The sequence below is a fragment of the Sphingobacterium puteale genome, assembly GCF_003627955.1.
Taxonomy (GTDB): Bacteria; Bacteroidota; Bacteroidia; order Sphingobacteriales; family Sphingobacteriaceae; genus Sphingobacterium; species Sphingobacterium puteale.
In genome coordinates, this window is record NZ_RBWS01000008.1 from 86554 (window position 1) to 108604 (window position 22051).

The window sequence follows — 22051 nt, forward strand, 5'->3', positions numbered from 1 at the left end:
TTGACGATTACTGACAACTAAAAGAATAAAATAAAGTGGAAAAGGTGGCTTGTTGCTGTACGTAGATGTCGGATGGCTTTGTTAATATGTTTTTCTACCGTGGATTCGCTGATTTCCAATTTTATAGCAATCTCTTTGTTACTCATATAATATTCCCTGCTCAATTTGAATACTTCCCGACATTTTTGAGGAAGATTTTCTACTTCTCTGGCAACTATATCGATAATATAACGGTAATAGAGTCGATCTTCAATGTTTATGGATTGATCTTCACACTCAAAATGTTCAACGTTTTGGGTAACCTTTATTTTCATCTCTTTGCGGTAATGGGCAAGCACCAAATACCGGCAGGAACTAAATAGATATGCTGGAAGAGACTCTATTTCTTCAATTAACGCTCTATTTTTCCATACTGAAATAAATAGGTCATGCAGGATATCTTCGGCTACTTCGCGGCTGTTGATCTTTTTTGCAATAAAAGAAGTAAGATCAGGGGCAAATAAATCATACAATGCCGAAAAAGCACGCTGATCCCCTTGCTGTATAAGGGGGAGGAGATCTTGGTAGTGATATGATCCAGTGTTTTTCATAAGGAGCTAGTCGCCAGTAAATTTAAAAAAAATTTAACATTCTCATTACAAGATTGACAAAGTGGCGCTGTTTTTTGCATTCATTTTTGTGTTTTTATTAAAATTCAACAAAAATTTAGATTTTTTAATATGAATTGACCAATAACTGCTCATAGACGAAATAGGCTTCCAGTAGGTTTGAAGTATGGCTTAGGTATTGTTATCGTATTACAGTGAAGCTACTTTAGCTAACTTAAAATGTTGTTATCGAAAAAAGTTTGTTTGTTATTGCGCAATGTTGTGGGAACAACGAAAAGTACTGATTTAATTCGCGCAAACGGTTGTGTTGATATTCATTGGCTTCAATAAGAGCGTATTCTTCATTTTATTTTCTAATTTCACTTAATTTTACGAAATAGCTCGCATGGCCAAATCTATTAAAGAAATTGCACAGGAACTTAATGTATCCAAATCTACCGTTTCGTTGGTGATCAATCATAAAGCGGAACAGGCTCGTATCAGTAAAGAGCTTGAGAAGCGTGTGCTGGATTACGTCAAGAAAGTTGGGTATAAACCCAACTCACTAGCAAAGAGTCTGGCTACGGGCCGTTCGAATACCATTGGCCTTATTGTAGAAAATATTGGTGATTCCTTTTTCGGCCCTTTTGCGCTATATGTTGAAGAGCTTTTGCGCAAGAAGGATTATCATGTGCTCTATAGCAGCACTTTGGGAGATCCTCAAAATGCGCAGGATATCATTGATTTTATGCTTGAAAAGAAAGTTGAAGGAATCCTTTTGGCACCTACTGTAGATCTGGAAGAACATCAGCGAAAGATCTTGGAACATAAAGTCCCTTTGGTTGTTTTTGACCGAAATTCGCCAGAAGTAGCCACACATTATGTGCATATTGACAATGGAGACAGCAGCCTGAAGGCCTGCTCACATTTGAAGTCGATCGGCTGTGAAAACTTTGGATTGGTTACAATTGATTCGGACCAACCTCAGATGCTAGCGCGTAAAAATGCCTATTTACAATTTTGTAAGGAAACAGGAATGCAAGCGCGGATATTACATTTGCCCTACCACAGTTTGCGACAGAAGGGTATGACGACCTTAAGGAATTGGGTATCGAAAAATACCGAATTGGATGGTTTATATTTTACGACCAATTATCTGTGTATCCTTGGCCTGAAATCGCTACGTACAGAGGAAGGGAAAATTTTCGATTTCCCGTTGTTTTCCTTTGATGATCATGAGCTGTTCGATATACTGAATCCTAAGATTTCCTGTATCCGGCAGCCCCTGGAACCGTTAGCAAAAACATGTGTAAAGGTCTTACTAAAAGAAATAGACCGTGGCATTTCCATTCCCAGAGAATATGTGATTTCAACAGACTTGATTAAAAGATAATATACTGCTTGGAGCTTTTATCCACTTCGGATTGCCCCTATGAACGTAAGCCCAATTGTAAAAATCATAAGACGGACACCTTAGAAAGTATCGAGTTTTTTTTAATTCATATTCTTTTTATATCTTTACTAATACGTTTTAGTAGAAATATTTATATATATCCTAAATAATGAAGAAATCATTAAATGTTTTTCTAGGGTCATTATTGTCCTTGGGTTTGTTTTGCGCAAAACCGGTTTTGGCCCAGAAGTTTAGAGGACAGCAACTAGAAGCTGTGGATCTGGTGAATCCTTTAATGGGTACGGAATCCAAATTTGAGCTTTCCAACGGGAATACTTATCCTTCCATTGCAAGGCCCTGGGGGATGAATATGTGGACGCCACAGACAGGTAAAAATGGCGATGGCTGGCAATATCAGTATACAGCTGATAAGATCCGTGGATTAAAGCAGACTCACCAGCCATCACCTTGGATGAATGATTACGGTGTTTTTTCTATTATGCCTGTGACTGGAAAGCCTGTATTTGATCAAGATGAGCGTGCGAGCTGGTTTTCACATAAAGCGGAGATTGTAAAACCGTATTATTATTCGGTTTATCTAGCAGATCACGATGTGACTGCAGAGATGACACCAACAGAACGCGCAGCCATATTTAGGATCTCGTTTAATAAAACAGACGATGCTTATATTGTTTTGGATGCATATGAAAAGGGATCTGAAGTTCAGATTATTCCAGAAAAAAATATGATAATTGGCTATTCTTCGAAATATGCACGCGGTCCACTACCTGCTAATTTCAAGAATTATTTTGTTTTGGTTTTTGATCAACCTTTTGCAAGTGTTGCTACCTGGGAAGGCAAAGAGAAGAAGGATGGGCAACTTCAGATCAAAGGTGATCACACAGGTGCAATCGTAGGGTTTAAGGTAAAAGACAAAACGAAACCAGTACAGGTGAAAGTAGCGTCTTCCTTTATCAGTGCCGAACAAGCCTTATTAAACTTAAATGAATTAGGTAACAAATCTTTTGATCAAGTAAAAGAAGATGGACGTCAGATCTGGAATTCTACCTTAGGAAAAATTAAAGTAGAAGGTGATGATATCGATCAGTTGCGTACATTTTATTCGACCATGTATCGAACCTTATTTTTCCCGAACAAGTTGTATGAGATTGATGCAAAAGGACAGCCTGTACATTATAGCCCGTATAACGGTAAGACGCTTCCGGGATATTTATTCGGCGGGACAGGTTTTTGGGACACATTCAGAGCCTTGTATCCATTCTTAAACTTTATGTATCCTTCCATCAATAAGGAAATGCAGGAAGGTCTTCTCAATGCCTATCTGGAAGGAGGTTTCCTACCTGAATGGAGCAGCCCGGGATATGCTGACATCATGGTTGGTAACAACTCCGCTTCGGTCGTTTCGGATGCATATATGAAAGGTCTGCGTGGTTATGATATCAACAAATTGTATGAAGCCTTGCAACATGGTGCAAATAATGAGGGACCAATGACTGCTGTCGGGCGAAAAGGTGTTGAATATTACAACAGGCTGGGGTATGTTCCTTATGACGTTAACATCAATGAAAATGCTGCCCGCACATTAGAATATGCTTATGATGATTTCACCATATACCAATTGGCAAAAGCATTAAATCGCCCTAAGGCCGAGATTGACTTATATGCGAAACGTGCCCAAAATTATAAGAACTTATTTGATCCTTCCACCAATCTGATGCGTGGTAAAAATAAGGATGGTAAATTCCAGGCACCTTTCAATCCACTGAAATGGGGTGATGCATTTACTGAGGGAAATAGCTGGCATTACTCCTGGAGTGTTTTCCACGATGTGCAAGGACTGATCAATTTAATGGGAGGCGAAAAGACGTTTGTCGGTATGTTGGACTCCGTATTCGTTCAATCGCCAGATTTTGATGATAGTTATTATGGCGGTATTATCCACGAAATTCGGGAGATGCAGGTTGCCAATATGGGGCAATATGCACATGGTAATCAGCCAATCCAGCATATGCCATACTTGTATAACTACGCCGGCCAACCTTGGAAAACACAATATTGGGTTCGCCAGGTCATGGACAGAATGTACAAACCGACACCTGACGGTTATTGTGGCGACGAGGATAATGGCCAAACATCAGCTTGGTATGTGTTTTCAGCTTTAGGTTTTTATCCTGTTTGTCCGGCGACAGATGAATATGTGCTCGGTGCTCCATTGTTTAAAAAAGCGACCTTAACTTTTGAAAATGGTAAGACATTGACCATAGATGCGCCTAAGAATTCCAGTGAAAATGTTTATGTGAATGCTTTGCAGTTTAACGGAACAAATTATGGTAAAAACTGGTTGAGTCACAAGGCTCTTCATGAAGGTGGAAATCTTAATTTTGATATGGCCGTTAAACCGAACTATAATAGAGGGGCTACCTTGAGCGCAGTTCCATATTCGATGACGAATGAATTGAAGGTGGGTGTGAATTCAACAAAATCAAAGAAGAAAAAATAGGTAAATTATAACTCTGATTATGAACTTTAGTTTTTTGAAACAAGGATTGGCCATCGTAGGCCTGCTGTATTATTTTTCAGTTTCGGCACAGGATAATTGGCAACATACCGAAAATGACCGTAAGGCAGCGGTGGATGTTGATAGCATTACCAAAAATGGATACACCTTGATCTGGATTAATAAAGACAAGGATTTTAATCCAGCCTTAAAGGATAGATTGGTGGCTGCGTATTTTACTAATTACCCCAAGCTGGCAAAAAAATATAATAACAAGACCATAAGAAAAGTGTCTTTCGTTATTGATCCAGATTACAAAGGAGTCGCTGCAACAGCAGGGGGAATTGTACGGTATAGCCCAGACTGGTTTGCTAAAAATCCGGGCGATATAGATGTTGTAACGCATGAAGTCATGCACATTGTTCAGGCGTATCCAGATGGGGCCGGCCCTTGGTGGATTACCGAGGGAATAGCCGATTTCGTGCGGTTTGATGAAGGAATAGACAACGCTGGTGCAAATTGGAAATTGCCGGAGTATACAGAGAAACAAAAATATACGGATTCATATCGTACGACGGCAAGATTCCTTTATTGGATTAATAAAAATGTGAAAAAGGATTTTGTTAAAAAATTGGACGGAGCAATGCGCAGTAAAACGTATACTGATGATTTTTGGAAAGAGCAGACAGGCAAGACGATTGATGAATTATGGAGTGCTTATAGTAAAAACCCTAAGATCTAATCCTTAAGTGATGAACGTAAGAAATTTACTTGGTGTCGGTTTACTATGTATTCCATTTTTTTTAAGGGCACAGGAAACCAAATTAATCCAATATGTCAAACCGCTTATAGGAACGGCACGAATGGGCCATACTTTCCCCGGTGCGACAGTTCCTTTTGGGGCAGTGCAGCTTAGTCCGGATACAGATACGTTATCGTATGCCGTAAATGGACAATACAATGGCGATGTGTATAAGTATTGCGCCGGCTACCAGTATAGCGACCCCACGATTGTGGGTTTTAGCCATACCCATTTTAGTGGTACCGGCCATTCTGATCTTGGCGATATTTTGGTCATGCCAACCCAAGGGAAGGTACAGCTCAATCCGGGAACGGCGGATAAACCTCAGGAAGGATATAGGTCACCTTATTCACATGCAAATGAACGGGCGGAGCCAAACTATTACAGTGTTTTGTTAGACAAGCATCAGATTAAGGCCGAATTAACGACGACAACTCGTGTGGGAATCCATCGTTATACCTTTCCCCAATCAGATGCATCGCATCTTGTCGTGGATTTAACGGCTGGAATTTATAACTATGATGGTAAAAATGTCTGGACGGTTGTCAAAGTTTTAAATGACTCAACTTTAGTAGGCTATCGCCAGACCAATGGTTGGTCCCGGACACGTACCGTATATTTTGCGATAAAGACGTCCAAACCTTTCAAAAACTACGGTGCGAAATATGAAGATGGCAAGTCCGTATACAATGGGTTTTGGCGCAAGTTTGACCAGAAGCATAATTTCCCCGATCTGGCGGCTCATAACATCAAGTTGCATTTGGATTTCGACACCAAAGCGCAAGAATCTATCCAGATGAAAGTTGCGCTAAGCCCTGTAAGTATGAAGAATGCGCTCAGCAATATGGGGAATGAAGCTCCGGATTGGGATTTTGACGCATATGTACGCAAAGGACAACTGGACTGGGAAAAGGAACTCCAAAAGATTGAAGTGGATATGTTGAACAAGGAGGATCTCGTCAACTTCTACACCGCGATGTACCATGCCAGTTTGATGCCAACCATTTACATGGATCAGAACGGCGAATATAAAGGATTGGATCAGGAGATACATCAGGCTAAGGGATTTACGAACTACACCTCGTTTTCGCTCTGGGATACGTTTAGGGCATTCCATCCGCTGCTGAACTTAATTCATCCCTCCCGCAATTCAGACATTGTCGCTTCAATGATGGCACATTACGATCAGAGTGTGTTGAAAATGCTGCCTATTTGGTCGCATTATGCAAACGACAATTGGTGTATGAGCGGTTATCATTCTGTATCCGTCATCGTTGACGCGATATTAAAAGGTGTCTATAAAGGCGATCCGGAAGCTGCTTTAAGGGCTTGTGTACAAACGGCAAATACCCGTAATTATGAAGGAATTGGCGCTTATATCGATAAAGGATATGTCCCGGATGATGTGTCAGGTACTTCGGTATCCAATACGTTGGAATATGCTTATGATGATTGGTGTATTGCTCAATTGGCAAAGAAGCTGGGTAAAGAAGATATCTATCAGACTTTTTCAAAACGGGCGGAAAGCTGGCGGGCGCTTTATGATCCGACGATTGGTTTTATGCGTCCAAAAAGCTCCCAAGGGAAGTTTAAGGAAAAATTTGATGTCCTAGATACACACGGGCAGGGTTTTATAGAAGGGAATTCTTGGAATTATAGCTTGTACGTGCCGCATCAACCCAAAGAGATGATGCAAGTTATGGGCGGCCCAAAAAAACTGGAGACCTATCTGGATTCTTTATTCACAATGGAACTGCCTGATAAATATTTTGAGCATACGGAGGATATAACAAGGGATGGTATTATTGGCAATTATGTACATGGAAATGAACCTTCTCATCATGTGGCTTATCTGTATAATATTACCCAAAGCCCTTGGAAGGCGCAGGCAAGATTGCGTCAGATTATACGGAATCAATATCATAATGGGCACGCTGGTTTAGGTGGAAACGATGACTGTGGACAAATGTCTGCCTGGTATCTCTTTACTGCACTTGGATTTTATCCTGTTGCGCCAGGAGATGATGGGTATTGGATCGGTAGCCCATTAGTGAAATCCGCGAAGATTAAACTAGAAAACGGGAAAAGTATCCAGATCACTGCGCGTAATCAGTCTGAAAAGAATGTGTACGTCAAATCCGTAACATGGAACGGTAAAGTGCTGGATGATTTAAAATTATCGTATAGCGCGTTGATAAATGGTGGTGAACTGGTTTTTGATATGACAAGTAAGCCCAAGAAGGGGAAGTAGCCGTCCAGTAAACCATAACTTTACTATTGGGAGAGACCGATCATTTACTGATCGGTCTTTTTTTGTTAACGCCCGTGTTGCTTGCCGTTAATTTTGGACTGCATTTTCAATAGAGATATTTTATACGCATTTTGTATGGATAGTTGGGGGGCTTCTAGTCGCCAAGACGGAGCGGAGTGTTACAATTTGTAAAAAAAATAACTCATGAGTTTTTTTAGCAAATCTTAATTTTGGTGGTCAAAAATCGAGTTTTTTCGCATAAAACAGCTTAATGTCGCATACTAAACCAGTTTAGCAAAACAAAAAAAACGGAGAAAAAATTTTTTTTTCTCCGTTTTCTATATATCTTCAATATAACCGAAAGCGATAAGTGCTGACCAATTAAGCAAGTAAACCAGTTTTGACAGAGAGGTATTTCCTGTTATGCTAAAACGTTTTTTATATACACTTTAAACCTTAAATTATGATGGTACTTCTATTTGATACTGCATAACGTGTTTTGAGAAAGAATAAGCCAATTTTCTTGTCTCGAAGACCCTATACACAATTGGCCCCTGATTCAGGGGTGCTATAACCAATTTAAACTAGAAAAGTAAAATAACCTAATTATATATCATTCTTATGTACATGATTAAAAAGAGGTGTTTGAGTGGACTCGTTGTCTTGGGATGGTCCTGTGCTTGCTGTTCTCTTGTTTCTGGTCAGGACAATAAGCAATTATCTCCTTCAGACAGTCTTAAGCTTCAGATTGGAACTGTAAAATTAGACTCCATATTTCAGATCAAAGCTAGTCAGGTCAATCCTGTTGAGATCAAGAAGCAAAGTTTGTTGCCCTATACATCCCTTCAACAGTACCTTAAAGGAAACAATACAGGACTTTACGTGACCGAACCGTCTGGAGAGCCCGGGACGAAACAACCCATGTATTTCCGTGGCGTTTCTCGACCATTGCTTTCTGATATTGATGTGTTTCAAAACCAGCCTTTGGTGGTAGTGGATGGTATCCCATTGGTCGGGGAGCATCCGTTTGCCTATGCCGTGCAGACTTACGACCTCGAGCGTATCGGCCCAGCGACTAATCTTTTCGCTAATATCAATATTGATATGGTAAAGTCAATCGAAGTATTGAAAGATGTGGCTGCAATGGCTATGTATGGGCCCAATGCCGCCAATGGAGCAATTGTCGTGCAGACAAAGGAACCTAAAGCGGACAAAACAAATCGTATTGCTGTCAATATGTATACTGGATTAGCGCAACGGCCGCAGGTGACCACAATCAACGGCGAATACGAAAATAAATTCAGAAAGCAGTTTTATGATCTGTATACATCCAATGGCCGATACGATGATGGTGATTCCTACCCTGTATACTTAAGCGATTCGCTTAATATGAATTATTTTGGTAAGTCGGATTGGTCAGATTCATATTATAACAATGGTTTGGTATATAATTTAAATGCCAACCTTTCTGGAGGTGGGCCACGGGCAAATTTTCAATTTGCGGCGGGATCGACTCAGGATAAGGGGGTTGCGGAAAAGGTAAAACTAAATAAGTATTATGCGTTGTTTGGTCTAAATATGCGACCTCTTACTTGGCTGACCTTCTCCATGCAGGCCAATATCTCCAGGTTGGATCGGAATCGGAATCTCAATATGAGAGACAGATTTGCCCAATTGGCTTATTTTCCGGATCTGTCCGCTCCTCTTTCCCCAAATAAAGAGGTATACAATGAGTATTTAAGTTATTATAAAAAAGGTTTCGATAACAATAAAACCAACGTTGTACAAGGGTATGGAAAGCTGCAATTGGATTTTGGAAATTTCCACTTTCTAACAACGGGTATGGTCGATTACAACGAGGGCTATAGAGATCAGTTTTACCATAGTAAATTGATGGAATCCAATAATTTCGCATCCAATTATTATGGTTATAACCAACGTGCAATTTTTGAAAATAAGGCATACTATGATTGGAAAATTGATGCTAAAAATAACTTGAATCTATTGATCGGAAATAGCTTGCAATGGGATACGTACCGCTACAATTATGCTTACGCTTACAAAGGAGTAAATGATTTTATTAAAGTGAATCTTTTGGAAGATGATATGAATGCTTCTAATTATTTGGAAGCTACGGCATATCCTAAGGCACTTATTTTTAAATTTTTGGACCGCATACGCCATAATTTGGTCTCCTTCTATGGCCGGGCAAATTATAACTATGATAAAAAGGTTGATGTTTCACTCCTGTTGAGAACAGATGGTTCTTCCAATGCACAGCCGGATGCACGCTGGATTTTTACGCCTTCGCTTTCAGCGAATTGGAATATTAAAAACAGTTATTTCATTTCCAATAATAGCTTGAAAGATCTGACCGCCAGATTTAGCATCGGACGCATAGGCGTGAGTAACGTGTTTGATGATTTTGCGCAAGGACCCAATTATGTTGCTCAAATGGGATTCACAGGTAACCAGCTGATCGCAGGATATAATGCAATCGCTGGGCTGGTACGTCCTTATGAATCGGGATGGGTAGGTTACAATATTCCCTGGGCTTACACAGATCAGGGCAATTTAGGTCTTGACTACGCAGTTGAAAAAAAGAACTTTCATGTATCCTTGGATGTGTACATGAAACAAACTAAAAATCAGCTTATTAATATTCCGTCCTATAGCGAATATGGCTATAAATCCAGTTACATGGCAGGAATGGATGTTCAAAATACAGGTGTTGAACTTACTGTTGGACTCGATCCGATCCAATCCGACCGGTTTAAATGGTCCACGGCACTCAATGTATCACACAATCAGAATAAGCTCAAGGCGCTACCTAATGGTTTGGAACAGCTCGTCATGGGCAATAGCCTGTTGGAGGTGGGAAAATCCCTTGACCAATACTGGTTGCTTTCTAATACAGGGATTTATAAAACGGATGCCGAGGTGCCGAAGGGGATGACTTATAATTCTATTCAATTACACGCCGGAGATCCGATATGGAAAGACCAGAATGGGGACAACCGGATCGATGATAGTGACCGGACCTTGCAGGGGCACCGATTACCCCTATTGTTTGGTAATTGGTTTAACAATTTTGTCCTTGGTAAATGGGATTTAGGGATCAATATGTACTACAATATTGGACGTGAACTAATTAATCAGGAAATGGCGACCCGATTTGACTTTATCAATAATGAAGGTGCTAAAAAATTAGATGCGATCAAGGAGATCACGTATTGGGAAAAGAGAGGCGATTATAGTAAGTATCCATTATACAATCCTTGGAGTTCTGTCATTCCTTATCAAGCGGATCAGGATCTTTTTTTAGAAAATGCGTCTTTTTTGAAAATACGGGCCATTACCCTGGGTTATGATCTGACTTCGCTTTTGGGCGGGCGGCAACAACGTATCCAGCGTGCCTATGCTTATGTTTCTGCGAATAATGTAGCGACAATAACATCCTATAGTGGCGTTGATCCGGAGATTGTGGATTATACCGGCTATGATATTGGATCCAAAATGCAGATACCACGGATCTATACCCTAGGTATTAAAGTTGACTTTTAAACGAAAAGAAATGAAAAGATACCACCTTATAATTCGTTTTTTACCATTTTTCCTACTCACTCTGGGAGGGTGTAAGAAAATGTTGGATATTGATTCTTCTCGTACAGTCAAAGAGGAGAATATGTGGAATGCCCTTGAAGATACCCGAGCCGGTCTGATGGGGATCTATGGTCTGACCAAAGCAGCATTGGACGATAATAATGCGTATTGGCTTTATGGAGAAGTTAGGTCGGGGGATTTCGAAAGTCCAAACCGGCAGGATTTAAAGGCTATTATTAAAAATGACCTCAAGGCAAATTATGAATCTTTAAACGCATTGTCCAATTGGAGACGCTGGTTTGCGGTAGTCAATGCTGCCAATATATTTATGGAACGCGCTCCGGAAGTACGGACAAAAGATCTGCGCTATACCGAAAATAACCTGGTGGTAGATGTTGCCCAGGCGAGATTTTTACGTGCCTATGCCTATTTTAATATGGTGCGCATCTGGGGTGATGTCCCATTGATTTTAAATTCCCATGATGGAAATTTTGAAAATAAAGCGCGAGAGGATCGCCTAAAAATCTATGCCTGGATCGAAAAGGAAATGTATGATGCTGCACAGCTCTTGCCTTACTCATATAGCACAGGAGATGAACAGCAAATAGGCAATTATTACAATGAAGCCTCCTCACGTTGGAGTGGTGCACTCGTCCGTAAACTCTCTGCCTATGCCATCTTAGCACATTTAGCCGCTTGGCAGGCAAATTATGCGGATGCAGCTGCATACACACAATTTATTATGAATAATTATTCAAAGGGGGGAGCCTATTATTTATCAACTTCATTTTTAACAGATGGTAACGGGTTTTTCTTTGAAAAACGGTCCGAACAGATGTTTTCTTTCCCCTATATCTGGGCACACGTTGAAGCGTCGTTCACAGGGCATATTGAAGAACTTACACTTGCCTCTCCTGTGGTGAGTAAATCTGTTCCGGATATTTACATGCCGAAGGAGACGATCCTAAAAACCTTTAACGAGAAAAAAGATCAACGCTTTAGCATCGATACACTCGGAAATCCGAATACGGAAGTCTATTTCCGAAATTTTAATAGCAAATATCCCATTTTTAGCAAAATCAAATGTATTATGGGGGGTACTACCGATCCCACCTTCCGGATTTTTACCAGTGCGACAATTTTGACCCGACTGGAAGATATTACATTGTTGCGCGCCGAAGCACTTGCTGTACTCGGGGAGAAATCTACAGCGGTTGAACTATTGAATGAAATTCGGGAAAGGAGGGGCCTCAAAGTTTATAGCGAAACGGTCAACGGCGATTTAATTGATGCGATTTTTTTGGAGCGGAAAAGAGAATTGATGGGAGAGGGGCATCGTTGGTATGATATGATCCGTCGTGAAAAGATCAAACATGATAATCCCCAGTTGGCCGGATTAATTGCAAACGATGGAATCTATTGGCCAATTGCCAAGGAAATTCTGGCCCAAAATAAGTTGATAGCACAAAATTCTTACTGGAAGTAAAGGAACAACAAAAATGAGAAAGAACCTATTTGTACGCTGCATATTTGCATTTTTAGTTTTGGTCTTGCTCTACGCTTGCGCCAAGGATAAAGGCTATTATTCGCCGATATCGAAAGAGCCAGTTTATAAGGGCAATTTATATAGCTATCTGAAAAGTAAACACGGGGTTTACGATTCGCTGATCAAGGTGATTGATCGGATTGGCTTACAAAAAAAACTGGAGGACAGCACAGTGACTTTGTTTGCATTGACCAACGCAAATTTTCAACTGGCTATTCAGAATCTCAATAATACGTTGAATGTTTCGGATAAGCCGGCGCAGTATCTGACCTCGGTAAAATATGAGATACTTGATTCATTGATGTGCCAATATATTGTCCAGGGACGGATCTCGAGTGATTCACTTTTAAATCAGGACGGTAAAGATGTTCGCGGTATCCGATATGGCTATCCGATGCATATTGGATTGAATCGACAAGCTTCGTCCGGGTTCTTGGACGGTGGACCAACTATCATCGACTTTTCTGATACCAGAAGATCTGTTTTCAATCGTAACTGGGTTACTACGGAGACAAGCTCACTAAATATACAGACCGACAATGCAGTGGTGCATGTGTTGAACCCAGACCATGTTTTTGGTTTCAACAAGTTTGTCAGTCAAATCATATACATCCCGCCACCAGAGAATCTATTCGTTACAGTCGGTGGTAAGGGCTCCGCATCAAAAGAAGCTTCTGGTGGTCCCAATGCCGTGGAGGCCTCGAAGTATGTATTTGATGGTAATCCGGAAACTAAATTCTTCCTTTCAAATCCGGGTGGATTCTATCTGCAATGGGATTTTCCGGTAGCGGTGGCCGCTAACAGTTATACGCTCCGGTCAGCCAATGATATTCAGCAGCGGGATCCAACGGATTGGAACTTGCAAGGATGGAATGAAGAGAGAAGAGATTGGGATCTTCTGGACTCAAAGCAAGATGAAGTTTTTGATGAGCGTTTTCAGTTACGTGTATTCTTCTTCAATAATACCAGAGCCTATAAAATATATCGTTTGAATATTATCCGGATGTATAGTGGGGGGGATTTCCAGTTGGCAGATTGGACGATGAACCGCGATCAATAAACCAATTTAACAAGATATAGACATGAAAATTTTGAAAAGAAATAGTACGATATATAGGCATGCATACTCCTGGGGTTTATTGATCTCGTTGTGTGCAGGCTTAAACGGGTGTAAAAAATTATACAATCTACCGGATGAAAAGGACTTTCTGAGTGTGAATCTGACCTATGATGGAAAATCCTTTTACCCTATTTTGGGCCGTACAACGCTTATGGGGACAGTCAATACAGATCACTCAACCACACCCTTGCATTTTGAGATTATTAATCCCCGCTATGGTGATGGTAGACCTTATACTGACCTTTTTCAGGTAAAACCTGTATACCAGTGGGTCACACGTTATGACGGTACAGAAAAGAATCTGGAAGAAATTGAGGCCAAGCGTAAGCTGGTCAACCGTCCACTTTTTGAAGTGGATTCCACCGGTACCTTTATCCTCTGGAATTCTTCTACCAATGAGTTGATTCCACCCCGCTCTAAGGACAGTATTGATCTCGTTCAGAATGTGCGTTACTTTGATCTCAAAGTTTCTAATTCCGGAGGGACAACTATCGTTAAAGATTTTATGATTCTTCCTTGGCGGGTGCAGGATTATGAGCCTTATTCGGATAAGAATCCCTATAATGGTGAAGTTGCTCCCGATCCACAAGATCCCAAAAACCCAAGGAAGCAAAGTTACATTTGGCCCGCTTATATGAACAACGTTTACGGCGAGTCTTCTAACCAGCTTTTGCGGACAAATGATGAATTCAAGGATTTAGTTGTTTATATCCGCCGTTTCGATGGAGGAAATGGCCATAATCTGCGATTTGTTTTTTGGGATAAAGACAAAAAACCGATCAATCCCGAAAGTTTTAATGAAACAAACTGGGCTGAACTTGTGCATGGTTTTAACATAAAGAAAACACCTACTTATGTGCAATATGATGTGGCATATCCGATTCCGTTGACCAATTATCCGACCAAATACACCAGCGGAAGTAGCGCAAAAATTGATTTTGGCTATTCAAGGATTGGATTTGGGGGGACATTAATCACGGCAGGATTTGGTCTAAACTTCAAAATATTTACCAAAGGTGATTGGGAGATTGTCTTCCATTTTCAACGGGAAAATCCACGATTTGATAATGAATAATAGCGGAAAGTTATGCAATTAAAAATATTTTATAGCAGATTTATTTTACTGGCGTTGTGTATGCTTTTGTCTGTTGGGGCTTTTGCACAAGCGATTATTATGTCCGGCAAAGTGACGGATGATAAGGGGCGGGCGCTTGCCGGGGTAACTGTACGTTTTGGGAAAACTTCACGTGAGGTCACCTCAACGAATTCTTCGGGAGCATTTAGCGTGACTGTTAGTGCCGGTACGTCAATCGCGTTTCGATTGATTGGTTACGAAGGCGTTACGATGACCGCTCGGGCAGACCGCACAGTAACTGTTCGTATGAAGGAACTCGACAATCAGATGGATGAGGTTGTAGTACGGGGCTATGTCAAGCGGCCCAGGGAGACAACTACCGGAGCTTCGACCAAGATCAGTGGGAAAGAAATTCAGGATATTCCTGCCGCCAATGTAGAAAACCTGCTCCAGGGAAAAGTGGCCGGATTAAATATACAGGTGAATACCGGGGCTCCGGGGTTCAGGGGCTCAACACAGATCCGGGGACTATCGACCATTAGTGTCAGTGGCAGTGGAGAGCAGTCGTTTTTGACGCCAACCTCACCCTTATATGTCATCGACGGGGTGCCCATGGACGCTGACCGCGCAAATGAGCTGGGATTGAGCCAACAGGGGCCGGGGATCAGTCCGTTGTCATTGATTCCGCCTGAAGATATTGAAAGTATTGAGGTTCTTAAGGATGCACAAGCAACATCTTTGTATGGTTCATTGGCCGCATATGGTGTTATTATTATTAATACCAAGCGCGGCAATTCCGAAGTACCCAGGGTACGTTATACGGGCAATTTCTTTTTGAAAACACCACCAAAATTACGGGAGACACTGGGCGGAAATCTTGAACGTCGCCTTAAATTAATGCAAATTTACGGCAATGCCTTATCTCAGTTGGATCTGGATCAAATTTCGCAGACACCCATGTTGTCCGATAGTTTGAATGCTTATTATAATAACTCGACTAATTGGCAGGACTTATTTTATGCAACAACTTATAACCAAACGCATAACGTCGCCATTGATGGAGGTAACCAGAAGTTGAACTATAAAGCAAATCTGAATTATTATAATGAAAACGGGATCATCAAAAATACCGGTTTTGATCGTTACATGGCCAATATGCGCTTTGAGTACTATCCAAATGAAAAATTTAGGTTTACAGCGCAGGTAAATGCATCTCTTGGGTCTAAAAGTAAGGGAAATGGTTTAGGTATATTGCAATCTGGGGTTGCAACCAATGGAACATTTTCTACCTTACTACCCGGTCCTTCCTTTTATCTGGCATCATCGGGATATAACTCGGCTTTGCAAACAAAGAATGATAATTCTTCCAAGTCGATTAAGCCTTTTATCGAGGCCTCCTACGAATTTCTATCTGGGCTGCGCGCAACAACGACTGTAAGCTATGAGTCTACCTCTGATAATGAGAATACCTTTACGCCGGCTGCGGCAAACGGTCAATTTGCCCAGGTGTATGCCTATTATGGACGCTACAATTCTCTCTATAATCGGAATTCGATCAACTATAGTCATACGTTCAATGAAAAACATACCGTGTTCTTCAATTTGTTCAATGAAATCCGCACCTTAGAAAAACAGGCAAACGCGACATTACAGGCACGTACGCCAAATGATCAATTTGAGGGACCTTTGGGTTTTGACGGGTATTTCTCTAAAGGTGGGGGGCTATTGCGACGCGGATTTGGAAAAGAACGTGGGCTATCTTTTGCGATTGCAGGGACCTACGATTACATGAAGCGCTATGTGGTAGATCTTTCCTACCGTAGGGATGGATCTTCTCAAAACGGATTTGGAAATTTGTACACCAAAAACCCAGCTGTTGGTTTCAGGTGGAACGCATACCATGAAGAGTTTTTAAAAGAGGTCGATTGGATAAACCTACTTTCCCTGCGAACCAGTTGGGGGGTAAATGTGATGCCCAATAGTACATTGGAGCGGGTCTATGGTAAATACGATATTACCGGTAGTTACAATGACAAGATCGGTATCGGGATCAATTATGAGCAGATTCCAAATCCCAATCTAAAACCTACGACTACGACACAGTATAATCTTGGATTAGACCTCGCTCTCTTCAACAATAGGTTTGAAATGACTTATGACACCTATTATAAAAAGGTGGATAATATTCTTTTCGAAGAGCGTCTGTCTTCTTCTTTGGGGTTTGAAAAGGTCAATAGTAATTCTGCTGCAATCGCCAATTATGGGCATGAGCTTTCCCTGATGTTCAGGCCTTGGACCGAAGGGCGCTTTACCATGTCAATTGGCGCAAATGGGGCCTATAATAAGGATGTATTGCTCAAGTTGCCAGAACATTACGGCGGTCAGTTTGTCCGTTGGGAGAACGATGATAAATATAAGCAACATATTGTTTTTCGTGTTGGTACATCAACTATGTCCAATTATATGTTGCTAAACCGTGGTGTATATAGTACAGATGCCGATGTGCCTGTGGACCCCGCGACTGGCCGGCGCTACCGAATGGCAAATGGTACTGAGTTTCAGGCCGGGGATCCCATTATTGCTGATCTTGATGGCAATTATATCCTGGACGAAAATGATTATGCGCGTACAGGAAATTCTCAGCCCTTGATCACAGGCGGGATGCAATTGAATTTTAATTACAACCATGAGACTTTGGGCTCATTTGGATTAAATGTATATGCATCTTATACAGCCAAACGTACAATTTTGAATAATGCCCTGGCAGAGCGACTCCAATTGATGAGTGATCCTTATGGGGATAGGGCAGTAGTCCCATTGGATGATATCAACATGTGGATGAAACCCGGTGATGTAGCGAAGTATCCCTATGCTTATGATTTTAAACGTTATGCGAACATCAACCCTTTCCGGATGGATCAGGATCTATGGGCTGAAGACGGATCTTACTTTAAATTAAACAGTGTAACGCTTTCCTATATGTTTACAAAAAATGCTGCGAGACGGTTTGGTATGGAGCGTTTGCGCGTGTATGTATCAGCAGAAAATTTAAACACGTTTTCGAGATACAGTGGTCCCAATCCCGAGAATGTTACGAGTATGGGAAGGGATGGTTCTGGCGGATACCCTGTCCCGAGGCAATATAATGTAGGTGTTAATATCGATTTCTAATAGGTTGATGTCATGAAAATTAAATTGAGTTTAGGAAAAATCGCAGTTGTCATATGCCTATGTGCATTTGTTACTGTGGGCTGTAAGAAGTTTTTGACCGTTGAGCCCATTGATCGGCTTACTGGAAATAATTTTTATCAATCCAAAGAGGATGTTGAGGCGAATATCGCCCGTATCTATAGCCAGTTTTTTGAAAAATTGAATGAATCTTGGGTAATGGGCGCCATAGGAGAGGCGCGGTCCGGTGAAATATTTCCATCTCCGACCTCTTCAGGCGACCGGATGATCCTGCGGGATCTGGGTACGAATAATATGAACATGGTTTATATCAATAGTTCTCCCGGAGGTCGCTCAAGTGGTTACCAGATGTACAAAGTTGGAATCTGGGATACCTACTATAAAGTGATTCAAAGTTGTAATATCCTTATTTCCAAGCTGGAAGAAGGCATCCCTGGGCTTTCAGCCCCCGATAAAGACCGCTATAAAGCGGAAGCGACATTTATGCGCTGCCTCAGCTATTTTTGGATGGTTCGGCTTTATGGTGATGTGGTTTATTATACTGATCCCTATTTTGCGCAGCAGTTGGGTAGAGAGGACATGGTGTCCGTCATTGACAAGTGCATCGCTGATCTGGAACCGGTCAAAGATATTATGCCCTGGACTTTTGGCGATGCTTCACAACGTGGAGCAAGGGCGAGCCGTGGAAGTATTATCGCTTTGTTGATGCATATGAAAATGTGGAATGCAAACTTTAATCCATCCATTGCAACGAAATATTATGAAAGCGTTGCAGCTCTAGGCAAGGAGCTGCGGGGTAGTGGCGCACATTATTTGTATGCGCTTACACCGGAAAATTGGGCTAAAGTCTCCAAAGGCCGTACCGAAGAATCTCTTTTTGAATTTTATCGCACAATCAATTATGGCGACCAAAATAATGCCTATGCTCCCTTATGGGACCACTTTTTGAGGTGGCCATATAAATTCCCACGCTACAATCAACAATTTAGCATCGCGTATTATTCATCGGTGTTTATGTCGCGGATTTATCCCTTGAACGGACCTGCGGATAAACGAAAGGAGATTTGGTACGAGGATATGTATGCGAATGATGGTCTATTTGTGTTGAAAAAATTTGCTGCAAATGTATTTGCCTCAGGAAATGAGGATTCTAATCCGGACAATACCTTTATGATTTTTCGTTATGCCGATGCACTTCTTTTGGAGGCCGAAGCTTTGGCAAATCTTGGATCGGCACGTGAGGCCGAAGCAATCAACGTATTAAATATTGTTCGGGACAGAGCTGAAGCCCCTAGATATACTGGCGGCGGTACTGAGCTCAAGAACTTCATTTTTGAAGAACGTTGCCGAGAATTGATCGGGGAGGGGATACGCTATTTTGATCTGATCCGAACACGACGGATATTGAACCCGCAGTGGACAATGGCGCCGATGACAATCGACCAGTACAATCGACGCGCCTGGACATGGCCTTTGGACGCTTCGGCCAAGAATTTTAATGCTAAAATCGTATTGAACGAATATTGGACTAGTGGAAACTAACGATGTGTATTATGAGAAGTTTAAAAAATATAAGCTACGTAATTTTGATAAGCCTGTTGTTTTGTGGTATAGCTTCATGTAAGAAAGATGATTATTACAAAGATGGTGGATTGGCGCAGGCGAAATTTGAGGGATCAATTATGGCCTATCTGGATTCAAAACCGAGAGAATTTGATTCCATTGCACAGATCGTCCGTTTGGCTGGATTGGAAGAAGATTTCAAAACCAAAGAATTTACCTTCTTTGCACCAAGGGATGAGAATATCAAAAGGTTAATTGGCCTGGCAAGAGGAAATGCACAAAACGGCCCTTCGGGTGCCAATATGTTGCTGTACCAATTGGGGAGGGATACAATTAAAACACTGGCGGATGTAGATAGTACGATTTGGCGAAAATATCTGTTGCGGTATATGTTCAATGGAAAACGTAAATTGATGGATTATCCGCAGATTGATTTCGACTTATTAAATGTCTATAAAGGACAGAATTATACGTCGTTTGGTAATACTGTCTCTAATATTGGTGTGGTGTACAATGACGCCATCAATGACTCGGACAAAAATAACATTACCAGATTGAAATATATGGGGTATCGGCAGCTTCATATTTCTTATATCCCAGATATCAGTAGGCCAAGGGAATGGATTTCCTGCCCCGTTGCGTCCTCTGATATACAGCCTGATAATGGTGTTGTGCACGTTATCGATTATACAAAAGCTGAGTTTGGATATGGAAGAGGAGAGGTTATGGTTGATATTTTGGAAAGTAAACGTTAAGAACCAGTTATGAATTAAATCATGGATGTTATGTATAGAATCATGTGGAAATATATTGCGCTATTGTTTGTTTTCTCTCTCTTTTTCGGATGTAAGAAGGATAACAAAATGTTTTCTGCACCCTATGAGGAGGGACTACCTCCTTTGGATATCGAGATTAATCCAACAGATAAGATGCAACCGGAGTCTGGAAAAACCGGTACGGAAACAACAATGCGGATCAAGGGATTGGACAAATATAAAGATAAAGCGGTTATTCGATTCAATGGAGAAAAAGCTGATGTGATTGAACTGACCGCAGATCATGTCAAATTGAAGGTGCCTCCGTATGCAAGTACAGGTGTACTTTCGGTAACAATTGATGACATCGTATTCTTTGGTCCACAATTTACTGTTTTAGGAAATGTAGCAATAGATGCGACATTTCAGGTGGGTGTGGGGACAAATAATTTTGTTTCGGATGTACTTTATTTGGAGGATGGTAAAATGATTTTTACCGGTGCCTTTACAAATTATAATAATAAGGGGTCAATACGTCCGATAAACCGGTTGGTGCGGACTTTTGCTGATGGTACTTATGACGCAAGTTTTCGCATAGGAACTGGAGCAAATAATTCACTGAATAGCATTTTAAAGTTTGGTAATTTTTACTATTTGGCAGGATCTTTTTCTGGATATGGGCAGCGGAACGCCGATATCAGCAATTTGACCCGGATCAGTATGACAGGCGCGATAGATACCATGGGGATCAAACCATTCCGTAGACCCGGTCAATCGGATACGTTGAAATATTATCCTGCGTTTAATGGTGGATTTGACGGCAATGTGGGGAATATTTATGAATCTGATGGAAAAATTTTAGCCACGGGAAATTTTAGGTATTATATACATCGGACCTATGGTAAGCCTAATAAGCTGGAAACGAGAGACACTGTTATTTTGGACAGTACTGAAATCCGGCACGTTGCGCGACTCAATACCGATGGTTCATTGGATAAATCGTTCAGATTTGGGTCCGATGGTAAACCGTTTGTCGGTGGAAATGGCAATGTTGCCACGGTTTATCATGCCATTGGTCCACTAAAAGGAAAGATTTTGGTGTATGGTGGATTTAACCGTTTTGATGGTGAGTCCAAAGGATATATCGCCCGCTTAAATGAAAATGGTACATTGGATGCAACATTTAATCCTGGTGCGCAAGGCGCCGACTACAACATCTCATCGGTCACGTATAATAGTGTGACGAATAAGTATCTGGTAGTCGGTTCTTTTACAAAATACAATGGTTCTACGGCAGTCAAAGTCGCCTTGCTCAATGCAAATGGCACGTTGGATCCTTCTTTTCAGGCGAAAATATTCGAGGGTGGAAACCCATCGTATGGTTTGCAACTGAACGATGGACTGATTGTACTGGCGGGAGATTTTGTGCGCTATAATAATATCGCTCGTAACGGATTTATGATTTTGAATGCAAACGGCGAATTGAATGCTGCATACAATACTTCGGGATACTTTTCAGGATATATCAACAAAGCTGTTGAAACGAAAACGGAGGATGGAAAACGCGCATTGCTGCTGATGGGATCTTTTGATCGATTTAATAATGAAGAAGTGCGCAATTTGATTCGCATTAAACTGGAACAATAACC

13 protein-coding genes are annotated in these 22051 nt (G+C 41.2%); 12 read left to right on the forward strand and 1 reads right to left on the reverse strand.

Features of this window, described 5'->3' with window-relative positions:
• Positions 1-17 precede the first annotated feature (17 nt).
• A complete protein-coding gene (locus D7322_RS11155; protein WP_121124231.1) occupies positions 18-590 on the reverse strand; it encodes an RNA polymerase sigma factor in 573 nt (190 codons plus the stop codon).
• Positions 591-993: 403 nt separating this feature from the next.
• Between D7322_RS11155 and D7322_RS11160 the strand changes: the two genes are divergently transcribed.
• From D7322_RS11160 to D7322_RS11215, 12 genes are all read left to right on the forward strand, one after another.
• Complete coding sequence (locus tag D7322_RS11160) at positions 994-1980, forward strand: LacI family DNA-binding transcriptional regulator (protein ID WP_121124233.1); 987 nt, start codon at positions 994-996, stop codon at positions 1978-1980.
• Between the two features lie 169 nt (positions 1981-2149).
• On the forward strand, positions 2150-4501 hold the full coding sequence (locus tag D7322_RS11165; RefSeq protein WP_121124235.1) for a GH92 family glycosyl hydrolase: 2352 nt from the start codon (positions 2150-2152) through the stop codon (positions 4499-4501).
• A 19-nt stretch (positions 4502-4520) separates the two neighbouring features.
• On the forward strand, positions 4521-5240 hold the full coding sequence (locus tag D7322_RS11170) for a basic secretory protein-like protein (RefSeq protein ID WP_121124237.1): 720 nt from the start codon (positions 4521-4523) through the stop codon (positions 5238-5240).
• A gap of 10 nt (positions 5241-5250) precedes the next feature.
• Positions 5251-7551 carry a GH92 family glycosyl hydrolase gene (locus tag D7322_RS11175; protein ID WP_121124239.1) on the forward strand — a complete coding sequence of 767 codons (2301 nt, stop codon included), beginning with the start codon at positions 5251-5253 and terminating at the stop codon, positions 7549-7551.
• A gap of 645 nt (positions 7552-8196) precedes the next feature.
• Complete coding sequence (locus D7322_RS11180) at positions 8197-11115, forward strand: SusC/RagA family TonB-linked outer membrane protein (protein ID WP_183078673.1); 2919 nt, start codon at positions 8197-8199, stop codon at positions 11113-11115.
• A gap of 10 nt (positions 11116-11125) precedes the next feature.
• Positions 11126-12640 carry a RagB/SusD family nutrient uptake outer membrane protein gene (locus D7322_RS11185; protein ID WP_245971322.1) on the forward strand — a complete coding sequence of 505 codons (1515 nt, stop codon included), beginning with the start codon at positions 11126-11128 and terminating at the stop codon, positions 12638-12640.
• 13 nt (positions 12641-12653) lie between these two features.
• A complete protein-coding gene (locus D7322_RS11190; RefSeq protein WP_121124243.1) occupies positions 12654-13760 on the forward strand; it encodes a fasciclin domain-containing protein in 1107 nt (368 codons plus the stop codon).
• 22 nt (positions 13761-13782) lie between these two features.
• Positions 13783-14895, forward strand: a complete 1113-nt coding sequence (locus D7322_RS11195) for a DUF5007 domain-containing protein (RefSeq protein WP_121124245.1) — start codon at positions 13783-13785, stop codon at positions 14893-14895.
• Positions 14896-14907: 12 nt separating this feature from the next.
• The gene (locus D7322_RS11200) at positions 14908-18066 is read left to right on the forward strand and encodes a SusC/RagA family TonB-linked outer membrane protein (protein ID WP_245971323.1); all 3159 of its coding nucleotides are present in this window, start codon (positions 14908-14910) and stop codon (positions 18064-18066) included.
• Between the two features lie 12 nt (positions 18067-18078).
• Positions 18079-19626, forward strand: coding sequence for a RagB/SusD family nutrient uptake outer membrane protein (locus D7322_RS11205; protein WP_121124249.1), 1548 nt, complete (start codon positions 18079-18081; stop codon positions 19624-19626).
• Between the two features lie 11 nt (positions 19627-19637).
• Positions 19638-20402, forward strand: coding sequence for a fasciclin domain-containing protein (locus D7322_RS11210; protein ID WP_183078674.1), 765 nt, complete (start codon positions 19638-19640; stop codon positions 20400-20402).
• 30 nt (positions 20403-20432) lie between these two features.
• Positions 20433-22049 carry a DUF5008 domain-containing protein gene (locus tag D7322_RS11215; RefSeq protein ID WP_183078675.1) on the forward strand — a complete coding sequence of 539 codons (1617 nt, stop codon included), beginning with the start codon at positions 20433-20435 and terminating at the stop codon, positions 22047-22049.
• Positions 22050-22051: the final 2 nt, after the last annotated feature.